The sequence below is a fragment of the Flavimobilis sp. BM9 genome (genome assembly GCF_058313055.1).
The window spans coordinates 191,257-211,603 of the sequence record NZ_JBZEMO010000004.1; the positions used below are offsets into that span (position 1 = coordinate 191,257).

The 20,347-nt window shown below is 73.8% G+C and carries 17 protein-coding genes and 1 riboswitch; of the genes, 15 read left to right on the forward strand and 2 right to left on the reverse strand.

Annotated features, from left to right (window positions below):
• The first annotated feature begins 244 nt into the window (after positions 1–244).
• The 4 genes from AC4F3Q_RS08770 (at position 245) to AC4F3Q_RS08785 (ending at position 8,309) form a co-directional block, all read left to right on the forward strand.
• Positions 245–1,630, forward strand: a complete 1,386-nt coding sequence (locus AC4F3Q_RS08770; RefSeq protein WP_491039626.1) for an NAD-dependent malic enzyme — start codon at positions 245–247, stop codon at positions 1,628–1,630.
• A 53-nt stretch (positions 1,631–1,683) separates the two neighbouring features.
• Positions 1,684–2,532 carry a formate/nitrite transporter family protein gene (locus tag AC4F3Q_RS08775; protein ID WP_491039627.1) on the forward strand — a complete coding sequence of 283 codons (849 nt, stop codon included), beginning with the start codon at positions 1,684–1,686 and terminating at the stop codon, positions 2,530–2,532.
• A 186-nt stretch (positions 2,533–2,718) separates the two neighbouring features.
• Positions 2,719–4,740 carry an acetate--CoA ligase gene (gene acs / locus AC4F3Q_RS08780; protein ID WP_491039628.1) on the forward strand — a complete coding sequence of 674 codons (2,022 nt, stop codon included), beginning with the start codon at positions 2,719–2,721 and terminating at the stop codon, positions 4,738–4,740.
• 113 nt (positions 4,741–4,853) lie between these two features.
• On the forward strand, positions 4,854–8,309 hold the full coding sequence (locus AC4F3Q_RS08785) for a proline dehydrogenase family protein (RefSeq protein ID WP_491039629.1): 3,456 nt from the start codon (positions 4,854–4,856) through the stop codon (positions 8,307–8,309).
• A gap of 10 nt (positions 8,310–8,319) precedes the next feature.
• On the opposite strand, the gene AC4F3Q_RS08790 is transcribed toward AC4F3Q_RS08785, so the two are convergent.
• Entirely contained in the window at positions 8,320–9,123 is an 804-nt protein-coding gene (locus AC4F3Q_RS08790; RefSeq protein WP_491039630.1) for an HAD family hydrolase, read from the reverse strand.
• 165 nt (positions 9,124–9,288) lie between these two features.
• Here AC4F3Q_RS08790 and ssd point away from each other — a divergent pair, with 165 nt between their 5' ends.
• The 10 genes from ssd to AC4F3Q_RS08840 all read left to right on the forward strand — a co-directional run bounded on the left by ssd (position 9,289) and on the right by AC4F3Q_RS08840 (position 15,831).
• Positions 9,289–10,128 (forward strand): septum site-determining protein Ssd, encoded by an 840-nt coding sequence (gene ssd, locus AC4F3Q_RS08795; RefSeq protein ID WP_491039631.1) that lies wholly within the window; start codon positions 9,289–9,291, stop codon positions 10,126–10,128.
• Positions 10,125–11,342: a TadA family conjugal transfer-associated ATPase gene (locus AC4F3Q_RS08800; RefSeq protein WP_491039632.1), complete on the forward strand. Its 1,218-nt coding sequence runs from the start codon at positions 10,125–10,127 to the stop codon at positions 11,340–11,342. The genes ssd and AC4F3Q_RS08800 overlap by 4 nt, the downstream gene beginning before the upstream one ends.
• Positions 11,339–12,031 carry a type II secretion system F family protein gene (locus AC4F3Q_RS08805; protein ID WP_491039633.1) on the forward strand — a complete coding sequence of 231 codons (693 nt, stop codon included), beginning with the start codon at positions 11,339–11,341 and terminating at the stop codon, positions 12,029–12,031. Before AC4F3Q_RS08800 ends, AC4F3Q_RS08805 begins: the two co-directional genes overlap by 4 nt.
• Positions 12,032–12,042: 11 nt before the next feature.
• Positions 12,043–12,687: a type II secretion system F family protein gene (locus AC4F3Q_RS08810; protein ID WP_491039634.1), complete on the forward strand. Its 645-nt coding sequence runs from the start codon at positions 12,043–12,045 to the stop codon at positions 12,685–12,687.
• A gap of 131 nt (positions 12,688–12,818) precedes the next feature.
• Complete coding sequence (locus AC4F3Q_RS08815; protein ID WP_491039635.1) at positions 12,819–13,136, forward strand: DUF4244 domain-containing protein; 318 nt, start codon at positions 12,819–12,821, stop codon at positions 13,134–13,136.
• On the forward strand, positions 13,133–13,492 hold the full coding sequence (locus AC4F3Q_RS08820; protein WP_491039636.1) for a TadE family type IV pilus minor pilin: 360 nt from the start codon (positions 13,133–13,135) through the stop codon (positions 13,490–13,492). The genes AC4F3Q_RS08815 and AC4F3Q_RS08820 overlap by 4 nt, the downstream gene beginning before the upstream one ends.
• Positions 13,489–13,884, forward strand: coding sequence for an Rv3654c family TadE-like protein (locus tag AC4F3Q_RS08825; protein ID WP_491039637.1), 396 nt, complete (start codon positions 13,489–13,491; stop codon positions 13,882–13,884). The genes AC4F3Q_RS08820 and AC4F3Q_RS08825 overlap by 4 nt, the downstream gene beginning before the upstream one ends.
• A gap of 60 nt (positions 13,885–13,944) precedes the next feature.
• Positions 13,945–14,592: a maleylpyruvate isomerase family mycothiol-dependent enzyme gene (locus AC4F3Q_RS08830; RefSeq protein ID WP_491039638.1), complete on the forward strand. Its 648-nt coding sequence runs from the start codon at positions 13,945–13,947 to the stop codon at positions 14,590–14,592.
• Between the two features lie 115 nt (positions 14,593–14,707).
• On the forward strand, positions 14,708–15,142 hold the full coding sequence (locus AC4F3Q_RS08835) for a MarR family winged helix-turn-helix transcriptional regulator (protein ID WP_491039639.1): 435 nt from the start codon (positions 14,708–14,710) through the stop codon (positions 15,140–15,142).
• Complete coding sequence (locus AC4F3Q_RS08840) at positions 15,139–15,831, forward strand: NAD(P)H-dependent oxidoreductase (RefSeq protein ID WP_491039640.1); 693 nt, start codon at positions 15,139–15,141, stop codon at positions 15,829–15,831. The genes AC4F3Q_RS08835 and AC4F3Q_RS08840 overlap by 4 nt, the downstream gene beginning before the upstream one ends.
• 251 nt (positions 15,832–16,082) lie before the next feature.
• On the opposite strand, the gene AC4F3Q_RS08845 is transcribed toward AC4F3Q_RS08840, so the two are convergent.
• Positions 16,083–18,650 (reverse strand): DEAD/DEAH box helicase, encoded by a 2,568-nt coding sequence (locus AC4F3Q_RS08845; RefSeq protein WP_491039641.1) that lies wholly within the window; start codon positions 18,648–18,650, stop codon positions 16,083–16,085.
• A gap of 146 nt (positions 18,651–18,796) precedes the next feature.
• Positions 18,797–18,903, forward strand: a riboswitch (SAM riboswitch).
• Positions 18,904–19,264: 361 nt separating this feature from the next.
• On the opposite strand from AC4F3Q_RS08845, the gene AC4F3Q_RS08850 reads away from it, so the two are divergent.
• A complete protein-coding gene (locus AC4F3Q_RS08850; RefSeq protein ID WP_491039642.1) occupies positions 19,265–20,245 on the forward strand; it encodes an LLM class oxidoreductase in 981 nt (326 codons plus the stop codon).
• The last annotated feature ends 102 nt before the right edge of the window (positions 20,246–20,347 follow it).

Genomic DNA, 20,347 nt, shown 5'->3' on the forward strand with positions numbered 1-20,347 from the left:
GCCAAGAGCCTTGAAATTCCGCCCTTCCCGGGCGCAGACTGGAGTCACAACAGCACAGAGGAACAGGCGGAACCCACGCGCGATCAGTCCACGCATAGGACCTGTGAACGGGGCCACTGCTCTCGACACAGCACAGTGCACGCTTGATAGCCCCTGTTCCTGCTGACCGGACGGCGTCCCGCTTGGGACGCCGTTCGTGTGTCCGCCTCTGGCTGGCGCCGCAGGCCGCGAGCACAATGAAGGCATGAGCCCAGCGCCGAGCGTCTCGTCGTCCATCACCGCGCGCCTCCACGTCGAGGCGAGGCCGACCGTCGTCAGCGAGCTGACGACAGCGATCGAGCACCAAGGCGGTCTCGTCACCGGCATCGACGTCACCGAGTCCGGCTCCGCCCGCATGACCGTCGACGTCACGTGCGCGACGAGCGGCGACGCCCACGCGCAACGGATCGTCGAGGCGCTGCGCCACGTCGCGGGCGTCGAGGTCGGCCGGGTCTCGGACCGCACGTTCCTCCTGCACCTCGGCGGCAAGCTGCGCATCGAGCCAACCTCGCCGATCCGCAACCGTGACGACCTGTCGATGATCTACACGCCCGGCGTCGCGCGCGTGTGCGAGGCGATCGCCCAGCACCCCGAGGACGCTCGGCGCCTGACCATCAAGCGCAACACCATCGCCGTCGTCACGGACGGCACCGCCGTGCTCGGGCTCGGCGACATCGGGCCGCTCGCCTCGCTCCCCGTCATGGAGGGCAAGGCGGCGCTGTTCAAGCGCTTCGCGGGGATCGACGCGTTCCCGATCGCGCTCGACACGACCGACGTCGACGAGATCGTGCGGACCGTCAAGGCGATCGCTCCCGTGTTCGCGGGGATCAACCTCGAGGACATCTCGGCACCACGCTGCTTCGAGGTCGAACGGCGGCTGCGCGAGGAGCTCGACATCCCCGTGTTCCACGACGACCAGCACGGCACGGCGATCGTCGCGCTCGCGGCGCTCATCAACGCTCTGCTGGTCGTGGGCAAGGAGCTCGAGGCGGTGCGGATCGTCCTGTCCGGTGCTGGCGCGGCCGGGACCGCCGTGCTCAAGCTCCTGCTCGCGGCAGGAGCGAAGGACGTCGTCGTCGCGGACATCGACGGCGTCGTCCACACGGGGCGGCCAGGCCTGACGGAGCAGCTGCGGTGGACGGCCGAGCACACGAACCCGCGCGGGCTCACGGGGACGCTCAAGGCCGCCATGGCTGGCGCAGACGTCTTCATCGGCGTCTCCGCACCGAACGTGATCGACGCCGACGACGTCGCGACGATGAACGACGACGCGATCGTCTTCGCGATGGCCAACCCGGCCCCGGAGATCGACCCGGTCGAGGCCGCGAAGCACGCGACGATCGTCGGCACCGGCCGCAGCGACTTCTCGAACCAGATCAACAACGTGCTCGCGTTCCCCGGCGTGTTCCGCGGCCTGCTCGATGCGGAGTCGTCGCGGATCACCGACGACCTGCTGCTCGCAGCGGCGCGCGCGCTCGCCTCGACCGTGCACCCCGACCAGCGCAACGCGACCTACATCGTCCCGAGCGTGTTCAACCCTGACGTGACGACAGTCGTCGCCGAAGCGGTGGCGAACGCGAGCCGGGCCTGACCGCAGCCCGAAGGTCCCACGAATCTGGCCCGGTCGCCCCGCATCGTGGAGACGTGCTGAGCATCGACGAGACCATGGCCTACCAGGCGCAGTCGGCGGCCACCAAGGTCGCCTTCACCCGCCGCCCCATCGCATACACCGTGCAGTCGATGCTGGCCGGGTCGTACATCGGCATCGCCGTCGTGCTCATGGTCTCCGCAGCGGGGCCCTTCCTCGCAGCAGGATCACCCGCGACGAAGCTCGTGCAGGGACTCGTCTTCGGCGTCGCGCTGACCCTCGTCTTCACGGCCGGCGGCGAGCTCGTCACCTCGACCATGATGACGATGACGCAGGGCGCGTACTCCCGCGCCATCAGCTGGTGGGAGGGCGGTCGCACGATCCTCTTCTGCTTCTTCGGCAACATGCTCGGCGCGTTCGCGTTCGGCGGCATGGTCCACCTCACCGGTCTCCTGGACCGGTCCACCCCGGCCGGCGCGATGCTCGCCGGCATGCTCGAGGGAAAGTCCCACGAGGCGATCCCTGAGCTCTTCTGGCGCGGCGTGCTCTGCAACATGCTCGTCTGCCTCGCCATCTGGTCGAGCGTGCGGCTCACGAGCGAAGGCGCGAAGCTGTTCACGATCTTCTGGTGCCTGCTCGCCTTCATCACCTCCGGGTTCGAGCACGTCGTCGCGAACATGACGTCCTTCGCCGTGGGGCTCATGGCGGGGCTCCCCGAGACGTCGTGGGCAGAGTTCGCGCGGAACATGACCGTCGTCGGTCTGGGCAACCTGGTCGGTGGTGCCGTCGTGGTCGGGCTCGCCTACGCGGTCAGTGCCTCCCGCGACCGCGCGCCGCAGACGGTCGACGCGGTCGAGCTGCCTGCCGAGGGACCGGAGGCGGCCAGCGCGACGGCGCTCGTCTGACCCTCGTCTGCGAAGCGCTTTCACCCGTCGTCGAGGAGTAGACCGCGAGGCCGGACAAGATGAGCCGTGGCGTCTGCGAGGTCGCCATGTTCAAGCTCTGACGGACGCGCGCGGTGCGTCGGGGTCTAGACTCCCGACAGGGACCTAGGTCCCGACGCACCAACGACGATGCGCACCGGAGGACCGATGACGACCGACGAGACTCCCGCCCAGGGCCAGCAGGGCGCCCCGGCGCACGAGCCGGGCCTCGAGAACCTGCTCCACGAGACGCGTTCCTTCCCGCCGTCGCGCGAGTTCGCCGCGCAGGCCAACGTCCACAAGGACGCGTACGCCTGGGCCGCTGCCGACCGCGTCGCGTTCTGGGCCGACCAGGCCCGCGAGCGGCTCTCGTGGCGCAAGCCGTTCACCGAGACGCTCGACTGGTCCGGCGCCCCGGTGGCGCGCTGGTTCGCCGACGGCACGCTCAACGCCTGCTACAACGCCGTCGACCGGCACGTCGCGGAAGGCCGCGGCGACCGCGTCGCCCTGCACTTCGAGGGCGAGCCCGGCGACACCCGCACGCTGACGTACGCCGACCTGCAGCGGGAGGTGTCGCGCGCCGCGAACGCGCTCGCCTCCCTCGGCGTCAGCGCCGGGGACCGGGTCGTCATCTACCTGCCGATGATCGTCGAAGCGGTCGTCGCGATGCTCGCGTGCGCGCGCCTCGGCGCGCCGCACTCCGTCGTCTTCGGCGGCTTCTCCGCAGACGCGCTCCGCTCCCGCATCCGCGACGCAGAGGCGAAGGTCGTCATCACCGCCGACGGCGGCTTCCGCCGCGGCGCGGCCTCCGCGCTCAAGCCTGCCGTCGACGACGCCCTCGCCCCGCGCGACGGCGAGGAGACCACGGTGACGAACGTCGTCGTCGTCCGCCGCACCGGTCAGGACGTCACGATCGAGCCCGGCCGCGACCTGTGGTGGCACGAGCTCCTCGAGACGGCCGACGTGCTCCACGAGCCCGTCTGGGTCGACGCCGAGCACCCCCTGTTCATCCTCTACACCTCCGGCACCACCGGTAAGCCGAAGGGGATCCTGCACACGACCGGCGGGTATCTCACGCAGGTGGCGTTCACGCACCACGCCGTGTTCGACCTCAAGCCCGAGACCGACGTCTACTGGTGCACCGCAGACATCGGCTGGATCACCGGCCACTCGTACGTCACCTACGGACCGCTCGTCAACGGCGCGACCCAGGTCATCTACGAGGGCACGCCCGACACCCCGCACCAGGGCCGCTGGTGGGAGATCGTCGAGAAGTACAAGGTCACGATCCTCTACACCGCGCCGACCGCGATCCGCACGTGCATGAAGTGGGGCGACGAGATCCCCGGGCGCTTCGACCTGTCCAGCCTGCGCGTGCTCGGCTCGGTCGGGGAGCCCATCAACCCGGAGGCGTGGATGTGGTACCGCCGCGTCATCGGCGGCGACCGCACACCGATCGTCGACACGTGGTGGCAGACCGAGACGGGCGCGATCATGATCTCGCCGCTGCCCGGCGTGACAGAGGCCAAGCCCGGCTCCGCGCAGGTGCCGCTCCCGGGGATCGCAGCGACCGTCGTCGACGACGAGGCGCACCCCGTGCCCGACGGCGGAGGCGGCTACCTCGTGCTCACCGAGCCGTGGCCCGCGATGCTGCGCGGCATCTGGGGTGACCTCGAACGGTTCAAGGACACGTACTGGTCCCGCTTCCCGGGCATCTACTTCGCTGGTGACGGCGCCAAGAAGGACGAGGACGGGGACATCTGGCTCCTCGGCCGCGTCGACGACGTCATGAACGTCTCGGGGCACCGGCTGTCGACGACCGAGATCGAGTCGGCGCTCGTGTCGCACGAGGCCGTCGCCGAGGCAGCGGTCGTGGGCGCGGCGGACGAGACGACCGGTCAGGCCGTCGTCGCGTTCGTGATCCTGCGCGAGGACGCCGCCGAAGCGCTCGGAACACAGGACCCGGACCAGATCGTCGAGGTGCTGCGCAGCCACGTCGCGAAGGAGATCGGACCGATCGCGAAGCCGCGCAAGATCCTCGTCGTGGCCGAGCTGCCCAAGACACGCTCGGGCAAGATCATGCGCCGCCTGCTGCGCGACGTCGCCGAGAACCGTACGGTCGGCGACGCGACCACGCTCGCAGACTCCTCCGTCATGGACCTCATCTCGCAGGGCCTCTCGAAGTCTTGAGCCGCGCGCCAGCCGGGCGCCCGGGCGTTCCTCCGTCAGACGCACACCCCGCGCGGCCGGGCACCCACGCAGATCAAGGAGCGGCGGCAGCCTCCCAGCGGCATGATCAGAGGATGCGGACCTTCGACGACCTGGTCCCGGACGCTGAGGCTCTCGCCCGCGCCTGGATGCACGCCGCGCAGGAGGGGGCGGCCGCCGAGACGACGCGTGAGCGGCGCACCACGCGCCGTCTCGCGCGGCTCGTCGCCGACCCGGACGGCCTCGAGCTCGCCCTGCGCTTCGTCGATCGCGTCGTCCGCCCGCGTGACGACGCCGTCGCCGCGCGTGAGCTCGCGCGGCTGCGCGGTCGCCCGAGCACGTTCCTGTCCGTCGTCGACCGCACCATGCTCGGAGCGGGCGCGCTCACGGCACCTGCACTGCCGCGCCTCGTCGTCCCGGCCGCGCGGGCGCGGCTGAGAAGCCTCGTCGGGCACCTCGTCGCCGACGACGGCCCGCGGCTCGGCGAGCAGGTCGCGCGGCTGCGCGACCAGGGGTTCCGCGTCAACGTCAACCTCCTCGGCGAAGCCGTGCTGGGCGAGCAGCAGGCGCGCGAGCGCGCCCGCCGCCTCCTCGAGCTCGTGCGCCGCCCGGACATCGACTACGTCTCGGTCAAGACGTCGTCGGTCGTCCCGCAGATCTCGACGTGGGACACCGCGGGCTCGCGCGACCGCGTGCTGCGCCGGCTGCGCCCGGTCGCGCGCGCCGCGGCCGCAGACGGGACGTTCGTCAACCTCGACATGGAGGAGTACCGCGACCTCGAGCTCACCCTCGAGGTGTTCGAGGCGCTCGCCGACGACCCTGGCCTCGCGCCGCTGTGCCTCGGCGTCGCGCTGCAGGCCTACCTCCCGGACGCGTCTGACGCGTTCGAGCGCGTCGCCGCCATCGCCCGCCGCCGACGCGCAGCCGGCGGCGCGCCCGTCAAGGTGCGCCTCGTCAAGGGCGCGAACCTCGCGATGGAGCACGTCGAGGCGGAGCTCCACGGCTGGCAGCCCACGCCGTACCCGACGAAGGCCGACGTCGACGCGTCGTTCCTCGACCTCGTCGACCGCGCCCTCGCCCCGCGCCACCACGGCTGCCTGCGAGTGGGCGTCGCGAGCCACAACCTGTTCCACGTCGCGCTCGCCCACCTCGTCGCGGTCGAGCGCGGCGTCACGGACCACATGGACGTCGAGATGCTGCAGGGCATGGCGCCAGCGCAGGCGCGCGTCGTGCGCGAGGCGACCGGGAGCGTGCTCCTCTACCTCCCCGCGGTCGCGCCGGAGGACTTCGACGTCGCGGTCGGCTACCTGGTCCGGCGCCTCGAGGAGAACGCCGCCCCGCAGAACTACCTGCACGCCGCGTTCGGCTCACCCGACGCGATGGCGGCGCAGGCGGAGGCCTTCCGCGCCGCCGCCGCCCGCCGCAGCGAGGTCGGCCGCACCCCGCGTCGTCTCTCGCCGCCGGAACCGCCAGGGGCGCACCCCGCGCACCCCGCGCACCCCGCGCACCCTGCGCACGCCGCCCACCCCGACCGTGAACCGTTCCACAACGCGCCCGACGCCGACCCTGCGCTCCCCGGGACGCGTGCCCGCGCGGCGACGCTCGTCGAGGGCGACACCGACGCCCGGCTCCTCGCGAACCTCCCCGCCGCGACGTACGTGCTCTCTCCCGCCGACGTCGACGAGGTGCTCGCCCGCGCGACGTCGGTCAGCTCGGCCTGGGCCGCCGCCGCGCCGTCCGTGCGCGCCGCCGTCCTGCGCGACGCCGCGAACCGGCTCGAGGACCTCCGCGGCGACCTCACCGCGACTGCCGTCCACGAGGCAGGCAAGACCGTCGCCGAGGCCGACCCCGAGGTGAGCGAGGCGGTCGACTTCGCCCGGTACTACGCGCTCGCCGCCGAGGCGCTCGAGGACGACCCCGACGCGACCTTCGAGCCCGACGGTGTCACCCTCGTCACGCCGCCCTGGAACTTCCCCGTCGCGATCCCGTGCGGGTCCGTCCTCGCGGCGCTCGCTGCCGGGTCGGCGGTCGTCGTCAAGCCGTCGCACGTCACGCCGCGCTGCACGCAGGTCGCGATGTCCGCCGTCCGCGACGCCCTCGAGGCGGCGGGCTTCGAGGCGGACACCGTCCAGGTCGTGCTCGCCCTCGAGGGCGAGGTGGGGCGCGCGCTCGTGACGCACCACGACGTGGCACGCGTGATCCTCACCGGGTCGATCGACACGGCTCGCACGTTCGCGGGCTGGCGGCCGGACGTCGACGTCCTCGCCGAGACGTCAGGCAAGAACGCGATCGTCGTGACGCCGTCGGCCGACGTCGACGTGGCCGTCACCGACGTCGTGCGGTCGGCGTTCGGGCATGCCGGGCAGAAGTGCTCGGCCGCGTCCTTGCTCATCCTCGTCGGGTCGGCGGGCACGGACGACCGGTTGCGGCGCCAGCTCGCCGACGCCGTGACGTCGCTCCGCGTCGGATGGCCGACCGACCTCGGCACGGCGGTCGGACCGCTGACGACGCCCGCGGAGGGCAAGCTGTGGCGCGCGCTCACCACCCTCGAGGCGGGTGAGTCGTGGCTCGTCGAGCCGCACCCGCTCGACGTGCCCCCGGCCGGGCTCGCCGAGGGACGCTGCCGCCTGTGGACGCCCGGCGTCCGCTCGGGCGTCCAGCCCGGCTCGTGGTTCCACCGCACCGAGGTGTTCGGGCCTGTGCTCGGCGTCGTGCGCGTCGCGACGCTCGACGACGCGATCGACGTGCAGAACGCCGTCGCGTTCGGGCTCACCGCCGGGCTGCACAGCCTCGACGAGGAGGAGATCGCCCGGTGGAAGGACCGCGTCGAGGCCGGGAACCTGTACGTCAACCGGCACACGACGGGGGCGATCGTGCAGCGGCAGCCGTTCGGCGGGTGGAAGGAGTCGGTCGTCGGACCGGGCGCGAAGGCGGGCGGGCCGCACTACGTCGCCCAGCTCGGCCGCTGGCACGACGCCGAGGGAGTCCCCGACCGTGGGGCCGAGCCCGAGGCGTGGCTCCAGCGGTCCCTCGCGTCCGACGAGCGTGTCTGGGCCGAGCGCTTCTCGCGCGAGCACGACCCGAGCCGGCTCACGGTCGAGAGCAACGTCCTGCGGTACGTCCCCGTACCGGACGCGGTCGTGCGTGTCGGCACAGGCTCGTCGGCTGTCGAGGTGCGTCGCGTCGTCGCGGCGGCCGAGAGGTGCGGTGTGCCTGTGACCTTGTCGGTCGACCCAGGTTGGGGCGAGCTGCCCGCCGAGGTACGTCCTGCGGACGGTGCCGGGCACGGCGCCCGCACCGTGCGCGACGTGCGCGTCGAGGATGCTGACCGATTCGTCGACGCCGTCGCGCGCGGGTCCGTGCACGGTCGGGTGCGGGCTCTCGGTGAGACGCCCGGGCTGCGGGCCGCCGCAGCGCCGTGGGCGGGCCGGACGACCGTGCTCGACCGTCCGGTCGTCGCGTCGGGCGAGCGTGAGCTGCTCGGGTTCCTGCGGGAGCAGGCCGTGTCCACGACGCTCCACCGCCACGGCCACGTCCCGGCGGTCCGCTGACGGGTGAGGCTCAGCGCCGGCGGCGGCGGGACACCGCCCACACGATCGCGACCGCCGCAGCGAGGGCTGCAGCGCCGGCGACGGCAGACGTCGTGCGCGAGATGAAGGGCCGCAGCGCGACCGGACGCGAGAACGTCAGGTTCCCCCAGCCGTTCTCCGCCGCCTCACGGCGCAAGGCGCGGTCCGCGTTGACCGTGAACGCGTGCCCGACCGCCGACAGCATCGGCACGTCCGTGATCGAGTCCGAGTAGGCGTACGACCCGTCGAGGTCGTACCCGCGACGTTCGGCCAGCTCGCGGACCGCGAGCGCCTTGTTCTCCCCGTACGCGTAGAAGTCGATGCCGCCCGTGTAGCGGCCGTCGACGACCTCCATGCGGGTCGAGATGACGTGGTCGGCGCCGAGCGCCGCCGCGATCGGCTCGACGACCTCCGCGCCGGACGCCGAGACGATGACGACGTCGCGGCCCGCCGCGTGGTGCACGGCCATGAGCTCGACGGCCTCCGCGTACACGTACGGGTCGATGAGGTCGTGGAGCGTCTCGGCGACGATCTCCTCGACCTGGGTCACGTCCCAGCCGGTGACGAGCGAGGAGATGTTGGCGCGCATGCGTTCTGTCTGGTCGGCGTCGGCGCCGCCCAGCATGAAGAGCAGGTGGGCGTACGCGCTGCGCAGCATCCCGCGGCGCGAGAGGAGGCCGCCGGCGAGGAACGGGCGCGAGAAGGCCGAGACCGACGACGTCGCGATCACGGTCTTGTCGAGGTCGAAGAACGCCGCGGTCGGCGGCGTCCGTCGTGCTGGCTGACGGGCGTCCACCTGCCGAGCGTATCGGGTCGGTCTCTGAGCGGGTCGGTGCTGCCCACAGTCCCGGTGTCGGACGCCGGACCCCGCACGTCCCGTCCCGCCCTGAGCGCCTGAACCCGCCGCGACCGAACCTGGCCGGTGTGCCCGTGCGGGCACGCTTCAGACGGGAGGCGGTCGATGCGGGGCTGGGCGGACACGGCGGGGAGGGACCCGAGGGGAGAAGCAGCCGGGCCTGCGGTGCGCGAGGCGGTCGTCGGGGTGTGCGGCGCACGTGGCGGCGCTGGCGCGAGCGTGCTCGCGGCCGCGCTCGCACGAGCACGCCACCGGCGCGGCCCGCACCCGGCGGTGCTCGTCGACCTCGACGACGCCGGGGGAGGGATCGACGTCCTTCTCGGGATCGAGGACCAGCCGGGCATCCGCTGGCCCGACCTGCGTGACGCGCGCGGCGACGTCCCCGCGCGCGAGCTCGTCGGGCTCCTGCCGCGCTGGGGCGACGTGCCCGTCCTGTCGGGCGACCGCACGCGACGGGAGCCGGTCGATGACGACGTACGCCGCGACGTGCTGAGCGCGCTGCGACGGGAGGCGGCCCTCGTGCTGGACCTCCCGCGCCCGGTTCCCGATGCCCCGGCGTGGGGCGGCGACGAGTGCGACGCCCTGCTCGTCGCGGCGCGCAAGGACCTCCCCACGGTCGCGGGGGCGCTCGGCGTGGTCGCGCGGGCGAGAGCAGGCGGCGCGCACGTCGCGCTGGTCGTGCGCGGCCGCGCCCCCGCAGGGCTGACGGCCGCGCAGCTGGGTGCGGCGCTCGACTGCCCCGTCGCCGCCGAGATGAAGTCGGAACGGGCCCTCGCAGCGGCCGTCGAGCGTGGCGTCGGGCCGTGCGGGGCGCGGCTGCACCGCGCCGCAGTCCGGGCGCTCGACCACGTCGCCGCGTCGGCGCCCGTCCTGGGTGGTGCCGTCCGGGGGCCCTGGCCCGCCCGCACGGCCGCAGCGGAGCTCTCGTCCGGCAGGATCGCGTGACTCGGCCGGTGGTCGACACGACGCTCGTCGCCGACGTCCGTGCGCGCCTCGGTGCCGCCGCGCGCGACGGTGAGCGGGCCGACGTCGGCCTGCACGTCCGGGACGCCCTGCGCAGCCGCGGCGCCGTGCTCGGCAGCCGTGCGCTCGAGAGCGTCGTCGCCGACGTGCGCGCGCACGTCCTCGGTGCCGGACCGCTCCAGCCGTTCCTCGACGACCCTGCCGTGACCGACGTCCTCGTCAACGGGCCCGGTGAGGTGTGGGTCGATCGCGGCGCGGGCCTCGACCGGGTCCACGTCGACCTCGGCGGGCCGGCGGCGCTGCGCGAGCTCGCCGTGCGCCTCGCCGCCGCGGGCGGGCAGCGGCTCGACGACGCGTCCCCGCTCGTCGACGCGCGCCTGCCCGACGGCACGCGGTTGCACGCCGTCATCGAGCCTGTGTGCACGTCCGGGGCGCTCATCTCGCTGCGCGTGCTCCGCAGCGCAGCGCTCGGCATCGACGCGCTCGACGCGGCGGGCGCGTTCCCGCCAGGGGCCCGGGCGACGCTCGAGGCCCTCGTACGGGCGCGCGCGAACGTCCTCGTGTCCGGCGCGACCGGGACCGGGAAGACGACGCTGCTCGCCGCCGTCCTCGCCCTCGTCCCGCCCGAGCAGCGCATCGTGTGCATCGAGGAGGCGCGTGAGCTCGCGCCCGTGCACCCGCACGTCGTGCACCTGACCGCGCGACAGGCGAACGTCGAGCACGCGGGCGAGGTGACGCTCTCCGCGCTCGTGCGGGCCGCGCTGCGGATGCGGCCCGACCGCATCGTCCTCGGAGAGTGCCGCGGCCCTGAGGTGCGGGACATGCTGCTCGCGCTCAACACCGGCCACGAGGGCGGTTGGGCGACCGTGCACGCCAACTCGCCGGGCGACGTCCCCGCGCGGCTCGACGCGCTCGCTGGCCTGGCGGGCATGACGTCGGCATCCATGGCGGCGCAGGCCGCGAGCGCGCTCGACGCCGTCGTGCACCTGCAGCGGCGCGGACGGCGGCGGGAGATCGCTGGGATCGGGGCGGTCGTCCGCGACGGTGACCGTCTCGTCGTCGAGGACGCCCTCACGTGGGATGACGGGGCGCCCGTGCGCGGGCCGGGGTGGGACGGGCTCGTCGCGCGGCTCGGCCCGCGGAGCCTGGTGGGCCTGGACGATCCGGTCGTGGCCGCGGTGCGGGAGATCGCGTGACCGCGCTCGCGTCGATCCTCGTCGCGGTCACGGCGGCGCTCGTGGCGTGGTGCCGACGCGGCTCGGCGGCGCGGGTCGACGCCGTGGCACGCCCGCGTGCCGTGGGTTCGCCGTCGCGCGGCGGTCGCGGCGGCGGCGCGGGCGTCCCGCTCGACCGGCTCGTCACGGAGGTCGCGACGATGCTGCGGGCGGGAGCACCGCCTGCCTCGGCGTGGGCGCGCGTGGGCGTGCTCGCTGACATGTCCGGGGTTCCGGACGCCCAGGCGCTGAGGGCACGGTGCGCGGACGGCGCCGCGCAGGGGTGGGCGCGACTTCTCGCCCGCTCCGGGCGCGCTCCGTCCCCCGACCGCCACGTCGTGGGCGTGGTCGCGGGGTGCCGCGTCGCCGCGGACGTCGGAGCGTCGCTCGCCCCCGTGCTCGACGGCGTCGCTGCCGCGGTCGTGCGCGCCCGTGAGGGCGAGGCGCGCCGGGCGGCGGCGCTCGCGGGCCCTCGAGCGACCGCGCGGCTGCTGGGTTGGCTGCCCGTCGGTGGGCTCGTCGTCGCCGTGCTGATGGGTGCGGGCCCCGGTTCGTCGGGAGCCGGGCAGGGCGTCACGACGGTGTCCATCGGGGCGGGCGCGCTGCTCATGCTCGCGGGTCGCGCCTGGACGCGGCGGCTCGTCCGCGAGGCTGCGGGAGCCCGGGGATGACGGGTGTCGTCGTGAGCGCGGTGACCATCGACGTCGTGCTCGCGGTCGTGGTCGCTGCGGGGCTCCTCGCTGCGGTGGTGCCGTGGCGGGGGCTCGAGCCGGGGCGGCGGCTGCCGCTCGTCGCCGCGCCCGGGTGCTCCGACGTGGCTGGCGGGGAACCTGCGGCGGAGCAGGCCGAGGAGGTCGACCTCGGCGTCGTCCTCGAGCTGTTGGCGGTGGCGCTGCGCGCTGGCACGTCGCTACCGCGGGCGATCAGGGTCACGGGTCAGGCCGTCGCGGGTGTCGACGGCTCGAGGCTTGCCCGCGCGGGGACCGCGCTCGAGCTCGGAGCCTCGTGGGACGAGGCGTGGCACGGTCCCGCCGACGCGGGCGCGCGTGCGCGCTTGCGCCTCGGGCGTCGGCGGACGGCCGACGACCGCGTCGTCGCGCTCGTACGCGACTGCCTGCGCCCGGCCTGGGTGGACGGGGCGGCGCCGGGCCCCCTCCTGCACGCGGCTGAGGCGCGCCTCGCGCACGACGACGCGACTGCTGCGCAGGTTGCCGCGGAACGTCTGGGCGTGCGCCTCGTCGTGCCGCTCGGGACGTGCCTGCTCCCCGCGTTCATCTTGATGGGGCTCGTGCCGGTGGTCGTGGCTCTCGGGCAGGGACTCCTGTGACAGCTGCCGTCCACAGGCGAGGCCGCCGCGCATCGACCGCACGCGGACGGGTGCAGCCGGAGCGGTACCCGCGAGGGGCGGCGCAGGCTCGGAGCGCGGCCGACCGGCCGCGACGGATCGACGGAGGAACCATGACCACGATGACCAGCACGATCGCCGCGCCGGGAAGGCCCGCGAGCTGTCCGACCGCCCCGAACGGCGCCCTGCGCGAGCGAGCCCGCCGCGACCGGCACGGAACCGCCCGGCTCGTGCGGCTCGCGGCACGGGCCAGGGCTCGGTGGGCGCGGACCGTCGTGCACGGGCGCGACGCCGGCCTCGCGACTGCCGAGTACGCAGTCGTCCTGATCGCGGCGGTCGGCTTCGCCGGCCTGCTGCTCGTGATCCTCACCTCGAGCGAGGTCCGCGGGCTGCTCCTCGGCCTCGTCCAGAAGGCCCTGGCTGTCGGATGAGCAGGTCGCCACGGCCGGCGGTCGCACCCCGTGGGGACTCGGGCGTCGTCACGGCGGAGCTCGCGGTGCTGCTCCCGACGGTCGTGGTCCTGCTGCTCGTGCTGCTCGTCGTCGGGAACGTCGGGATGACACGGCTGCAGGTCGCCGGCGCCGCGCGTGCGGGGGCACGCGCGGCGTCGCTCGGCGAGGACCCGGCTGCCGTGACGACCGCGGCCCGCCGCGTCGCGGGCGACCGCGCCGCAGTCCAGACCGGTGAGGACGGGGGCTGGCGCACCGTGGAGGTGAGCCGCGACATCGGGACGTCGTGGTTGTCGTTCCACGTCAGCGCCTCGTCGACCGCATGGGTAGAGCAGTGAGCACCGGCCGGGCCGGGAGCGGGGACGAGGGATCGGCCGCGGTCCTGGTCGTCGCCCTCCTCGCGGTCGCCGCGGCGCTCGTCGCGGCGGTCGCGATCCTCGCGGGCGCGCACACCGCGCGGGCCGACGCTCAGACTGCGGCGGACCTTGCCGCGCTCGCGGCAGCGCAGCGCCACGCGGTCGCGCGCTCCGGGGCGTGCGAGACGGGGAGCGAGGCGGCGACGCGCAACGGAGGTCGTCTCACCAGGTGCGTCGTGGCAGAAGACGGTAGCGTCACGGTCAGCGTCGAACGTGACCGTGGCGGTGTCTCGGGAGCATTCGGTGCGCGGTCGGTGGAAGCGACAGCGCGCGCAGGGCCGTCCTGGCTGCTGGTCGCACGTGCCGCCCCGTGATCGGGGGCTCGGCCGACCCGGCGCGTCCGCGCCACCGTCGACACGAAGCAGGGGAGACACATGAGGGCCGATGACCGAGACCGCCTCTGGGGCCTGGTGCACGCGGAACGAGCCGCGCTCGCAGACGACCTCGCCCGGCTCGAGCCGGAACAGTGGCACCACCGCACCTTGTGCGGGCGGTGGGACGTCGAAGACGTCGTCGCGCACCTGGTCGCGGCCGCGCTGACCGGTCGTGGCCGCTGGATCCGCAGCATCGTCGGCGCGAGGTTCCGCACAGACGTGCACAACCAGAGGCGGCTCGACGAGCACAAGGGTCGCGACCCGGAAGAGACGTTCGCGCGGTTCCGCGCAGCGGTCGACAGCACGATCGCCCCGACAGGTCACACGGCGGCCTATCTGGGCGAGGTCCTCGTCCATGCGCAGGACATCCGCCAGCCGTTGGGCCTGCCGAAGCGCCCGAGCGTCGAGGCGCTCACCCCTGTCGCGGACTTCTTCGCGAAGCAGGACTTCGCCGTCTCGAGCCGCAAGGTCGCCGCAGGCCTGGAGCTGGTCGCTTCCGACGGGCCGTTCCGCGCAGGCGCCGGGCCTCGTGTCGAAGGCAGCACGCTCGCGCTCGTCATGTCGATGGCAGGGCGGGACGCTTACCTCGACGAGCTCGAGGGGCCGGGGCTCGAGGATCTGCGGGGGAGGGTGTCCGCAGGGCACTGAGGGTCGAGAGTCGAGCCTCGGGGGAGCGGGGCCGGTCCGCGGCGTCGTCCGCGCCTGACGCACGACGAAATGTCAACCCGTTGACACCTCGAGTGTCAACGGGTTGACTTCCGGTATGAGCACACGCCTCACCTACTCGATCAACGAGCTCTCGACCGCGCTCGACGCGTACGCAGACCGCATCCTGCAGGCGCGTTGGGGAGTCACGATCAGCCAGTTCACCTTCCTCGCCGTGCTCGAGGAGGGGCAACCGATCGACGTCACCCACCTCGCCGAGTGTCTCGGTGTCACGAAGGCCGCGGTGAGCAAGCGTGTCCCCATCCTCGTCGGCAAGGGCCTCGTGCAGACCCAGACCGACCCCGCGAACGCTCGAAGGGTCGTCCTCACCCTCACCGAGGAAGGGCTGCGGCTCGCACGCGAGGCCGGGGACGTCCTTGAAACCGAGTTCGAGGACATGTTCGTCGACCGCCCCGACCTCGACCTCGAGCGGATCCACGCTGACGTGCTCGCAATGCTCGGTACCGTCCTGTCCAAGGAGAGCGCGAGATGACCTCGACCACGCCACCCTCAACCGCCCGAACCTCGACCGTGCGACCCTCGATCCTCGTCGTCCTCGGTCACCCGCGCAGCGACAGCCTGTGCGGGGCGCTCGCAGACGCCTATACCGAGGGCGCGCGAGCCGCGGGCGCCGACGTCACCGTCCTGCGCCTCGGCGACACGGACTTCGACCTCGCGTCCCGCCAGCACAGCCTCCAACGCTGGCTCGGCCCGGACCAGGAGCCGGCGCGTGAGCCCGAGGTCGAGGCGATGATCGCGGCGGTCCACGCCGCGGACCACATCGTGCTCGTGTTCCCTCAGTGGTGGGGCACCTACCCGGCCCTGCTCAAGGGGTGGATCGACCGGGTGATCCTGTCGAGGTCTGCGTTCTCCTACCGTGCAGGCTCGTCGCTCTGGGACAAGCACCTCACCGGTCGCACTGCGCGCCTCATCATGACGATGGACAGCCCTGCGTGGTGGGACACCGTCCAGTACCGCCGTGCCGCACTCAGGTCGCTCACGCACGCGACGCTCGGCTACTGCGGCGTGCGGACGGTGGGAACGACTCGTCTCGCGCGGGTGCGCTTCTCCTCCGCCGAGCGCCGCGCCGCATGGATCGCCCGGGCCGAGCGCCAGGGTCGCACCGATGCCGCGCGGACGCCGAAGGTGAGCCGCACGCCAGCCAGGTCCGAGAAGGTCTGACCCGGCCCACCCTGTCGTTCACCGTCGGGCACCCCCCGCGCGTTCTCCGAGCGCGGGCCGGGCGTGACTCCGTCAGTCCCAGCCCGATTCAGTCGGCCGCGGCTGACGGACTCGGCTGGAGCTGACGGACTCGCGAGAAAGGTGCCGGAGGGGGCAGGCGGGGGAGCGCGCCATCGGCGCCCGGATGGTCGCGACAAGTCGGCTAGCGGGCGGTCGGCGCCGCGCCGGGCCGCACACCGGGGCCCGGCGCGTCACACGCCGGTGCCGCTCCGAGGGCGCCGGTTCCGGCCGCGACCCGGGTCGAGGTCGCCCTCGGCGCCCTCGCCGTCGCGCACGCCGCGCGGGGCGGGGGTGCACGCGAGGACGACGTCGAGGAGCCGCACTGCCGCGTCCTTCTCGAGCGGGTTGTTCTGCGAGCCGCACTTGGGCGACTGGACGCATGCAGGGCAGCCGCTCGTGCACGGGCACGCGGCGATCGCGTCGCGAGTCGCGCGCAGCCAGGTCGCGCCCAGCTCGTAGCCGCGCTCGGCGAAGCCTGCGCCGCCGGGATAGGCGTCGTAGACGAAGACGGTCGCGTGCTCGGTGTCGACGTGCAGCGCGGTCGAGACCCCGCCGAGGTCCCAGCGGTCGCAGGTCGCGAGCAGGGGCAGGAGGCCGATCGACGCGTGCTCGGCCGCGTGAAGCGCGCCGGGGACGGTCTCGGCCGTGAGACCGGCCGCCTCGAGGAGCGCGGCAGGAGCGGTCCACCACACGGCGACGGTCGACAGGGTCCGCGGCGGCAGGTCGAGCTCTTGCGACCCGACGACCTCGAGGCCGGGCAGGCGCCGCTTCGTGAAGCTGATGACCTGCGTCGTCACGTCGACCTCCCCGACGCCCCACGTCACGGGCGCCGGGCCGGAGTCCCACGTCCGCGAGCGAAGGGTGCTCTGCACGGCGATCGTCGTGACGTCGTGGGACCACGTGCCGTAGTCGACGTCGCGGCGTCGCACGAGCGCGACGTGGTCCTGCAGGTCGAGGTGGTCGACGACGAACGTCGCGCCCTGGTGCACGTACACGGCGCCGTCGTGCACGGACCCGTCCGCGGCGGGCTGGTCGATCGTGCCGAGCATGCGTCCGGTCGCCGCCTCGACGACGCGGACGGGCTGCCCGCCCGTGCCGCGCAGGTCGGTGAGCTGCGACGCGGGCTCGGGATGCGTCCAGAACCAGCCGCTCGGGCGGCGGCGCAGCGCGCCGCGCGCGGTGAGGACGTCGAGCACCTCGGAGGTGTGCGCGCCGAACGTGTCGAGCTCGTCGGGGCGCACGGGGAGCTCGGCGGCGGCGGCGCAGAGGTGCGGGGCGAGGACGTGCGGGTTGCCGGGGTCGAAGACGGTCGCCTCGAGCGGGGCGTCGAGGATCGCTTCGGGGTGGTGCACGAGGTACGTGTCGAGCGGATCCTCGCGCGCGACGAAGACGACGAGCCCGTCGGCGCCGGCGCGCCCTGCGCGCCCGGCCTGCTGCCAGATCGACATGCGGGTGCCGGGCCACCCGACGATGAGGACGGCGTCGAGCCCGGAGATGTCGACGCCGAGCTCGAGCGCGTTCGTCGTGGCGAGGGCGCGCAGCGCTCCCGTGCGGATCGCGTCCTCGAGGGCGCGGCGTTCCTCGGGGAGGTAGCCGCCGCGGTAGGCGGCGACGGCGTGCTGCAGCGCAGGGTCGACGGCGTTCAGGGCGCGTTGGGCGCTCAGCGCGACGGACTCGGCGCCGCGCCGGGAGCGGGTGAAGGCGAGGCTGCGGGCGCCCGCGCAGGTGAGGTCGGCGAGGAGGTCGGCGGCCTCGGCGGTCGCGGACCGCCTGGGACGGTCCTCGACCTCGGGGGCGTCGACCCACCACTCGTCGGTGCCGGTCGTGGCGCCGTCGGCTCCGGGACCGGAGGGGGCGACGACCTGGAACCCGTCGACGCCGGAGTCGGCGGGCGGGAGCTCGGGCGGCTCCCACAGCACGAACGTGCGGGTGCCGGACGGTGCCGTGTTCTCGGTGACGGTGACGACGTCGCGCTCGTCCACGCCGACGAGGCGCGCGGCGCTGCGTGCCGGCTCGGCGGTCGTCGCGGACGCGACGAGGAAGATGGGCCCGGGACCGCCGGAGTAGTGCGCGCACAGGCGCTGGAGACGGCGCAGGACGAGCGACACGTGCGCTCCGAAGACGCCGCGGAAGGCGTGCCCCTCGTCGACGACGACGTAGCGCAGGGACCGCAGGAACCGCACCCAGCGGGCGTGGCTGGGGAGCATCGAGAAGTGCAGGAAGTCGGGGTTGGTCAGGACGGCGTCGGCGTGGTCCTGGACCCAGCGGCGCTCGGTGAACGGGGTGTCGCCGTCGCACGTCGCGACGCGCAGGTCGCGGACGTCAGCGGCCCGCAGGAGGCGTTCGACGCCGCTGAGCTGGTCGGCGGCGAGCGCCTTGGTCGGGCACAGGTAGAGCACGGACCCGCGGGAGCGGACGTTCTCGATGCGGCTGAACGCGGCGGTGCCTTCTGCGGCGGCGAGGATGTCGGCGCGCACGGAGGTGAGGGCGGGCAGCCAGAAGGCGAGCGACTTGCCTGAGCCGGTCGACGTGCCGAGCGCGGTGTGCTGGCCGTGCCACGCGGCGTCGGCCGCCTCGACCTGGTGGCGCCACGGGCGTTCGACGCCGAGCGCACGGTAGCCCGCGACGAGCGCCGGGTCCGCCCACGCGGGCCAGTCGGCGTGCACGCCCTCGCGGGCGGGCAGGTGGGCGATGTGCGTCGCGTGGTCGGTGCGGCGCCCTCCGGCGAGGAGGACGTCGAGGAGGTCGGGTGCGGGCACGGGCCAATCCTCGCACCCGGCCTGCGGCCGCCTGATGATCCAGGCATGGACACCTGTTGACACCCCTGGGCCCCGCGCCTAGATTGCGCAGTAATTCCGGAACGCAGGGTGTCAAACCAGGTGACCGGAAGGACTCGACAAGACAAGGTCACGAGTATCAGCGACAAGCCCCGGCTCGCTGGTCAGCAACCCTCCCGCGCGGTGGGGTGCTCCGGGTGAAGACCTGGCACCGGAATCGGTGCAAGAGCGCAGCCGCGAGAGCGGTTCGGACAGGAGACACGCACGATGATGGCAGGACGGCTTCGCACACCCGCGTCGATCTCGCTCGCCCCGGTGATGTGTCCGACCTGTATGCCCTGCGGGTCCGTCGCCTGTTGTCCCCGCGACTGACCCGCTGAGGTCCGCCCACGGCGGACCCCTGCCGGCGCACGCCGTCGCGCTCCCGAGCGCGCACGCCGTCGCCTGACCGTCCTTCTCGGACACCGCCGATGCCGGCTCCTCGGGAGCCCCCGGCCGTTGCAGTCACCTTGGCGCACGCTGCGCACCGTCCCACCTGACGACGTGAGTCCGTGGGGTCGGTGCTGCGCGCCGCCGTCACGCAGAGAGCGAAGACCATGACCTCGACCACCTCTTCCCGTCCCACGACCGCCGACCGTCAGATCCACCTGGGTATCGACCTCACGAGCGCGGGCGCGCGCCGCGTCACGAGCCGCGTGCCTGTGGCGTCGTTCGCGAGCGCGTTCGACGCCGAGCGTCTCGCTGACCTCGTCGCTGCGGCGCAGCGCGGCACCCTCGACTTCGTCGCGATCGACGACACGTTCCGCCTCCAGCCTGAGACGGTCGGCCTGCTGCGCGGCCGCCTCGACGCGGCTGTTGTCGCGTCGCGCCTCGGCAAGACGACGCGCGGCGTCGGCCTCGTCGCGACGATCTCGCCGGAGGCGACCGACCCGGAGCACGTCGCGACCGCGCTGCAGACGATCAGCCGGGTGTCCGGCGGCCGCGCTGGCTGGCAGGTCGACGGCAGCGCGCCTGACCGGTCGGTGACGGCCGTGACGCGGGCCGTGTCGTCGGTCGCGCCGACGGTCGTGCGCGTGCGCTCGGACGCTCAGCTCGAGCGTGCCGCCCGGCACGCGGACGTCCTGCGGATCGCCGCGACGGACCTCGACTCGGCGCTCGAGCAGCGCCGTCGGGCTCGGACGATCGCCGTCGAGTCGGGCCGCGCGGCCGACGACGTCCTCGTCCTCGTCGACGTGTATGCCGTCACGGGTCCGGACGCGGAGAGCGCGCAGGCGCGTGTCGAGCTGCTCGACGCGTTCGAGGGGACGGACGTCGTCGCGCAGCACTCCGACTCGCTCATCCACGTGGGGACGCCGCTCGACCTCGCGGAGCTTGCCGAGGCGTGGTTCGAGGCGGGTGCGGTCGACGGGTTCGTCGTGACGCCGTCGTCGCTCGTCGCGGACGTCGCGGGCCTGGTCGACGGCGTGGTGCCCGCGCTCCGGGCGAGCGGCGTGTTCCGCCGCGAGTACCCGGGGGCGACGCTGCGCGAGAGCCTCGCGCTCACGCCGTCGGGCGTGGGGGTCCTCGCCGGGGTGTGAGACGCGCTGCCTGCTGCCCTGCCCGGGCATCCCGGGCGGGGCAGCGGTGCGTGCGGGGGAGTTTCGCGCGTCGTTCTGCGGATGTGGGCGCGGCTGGGACTT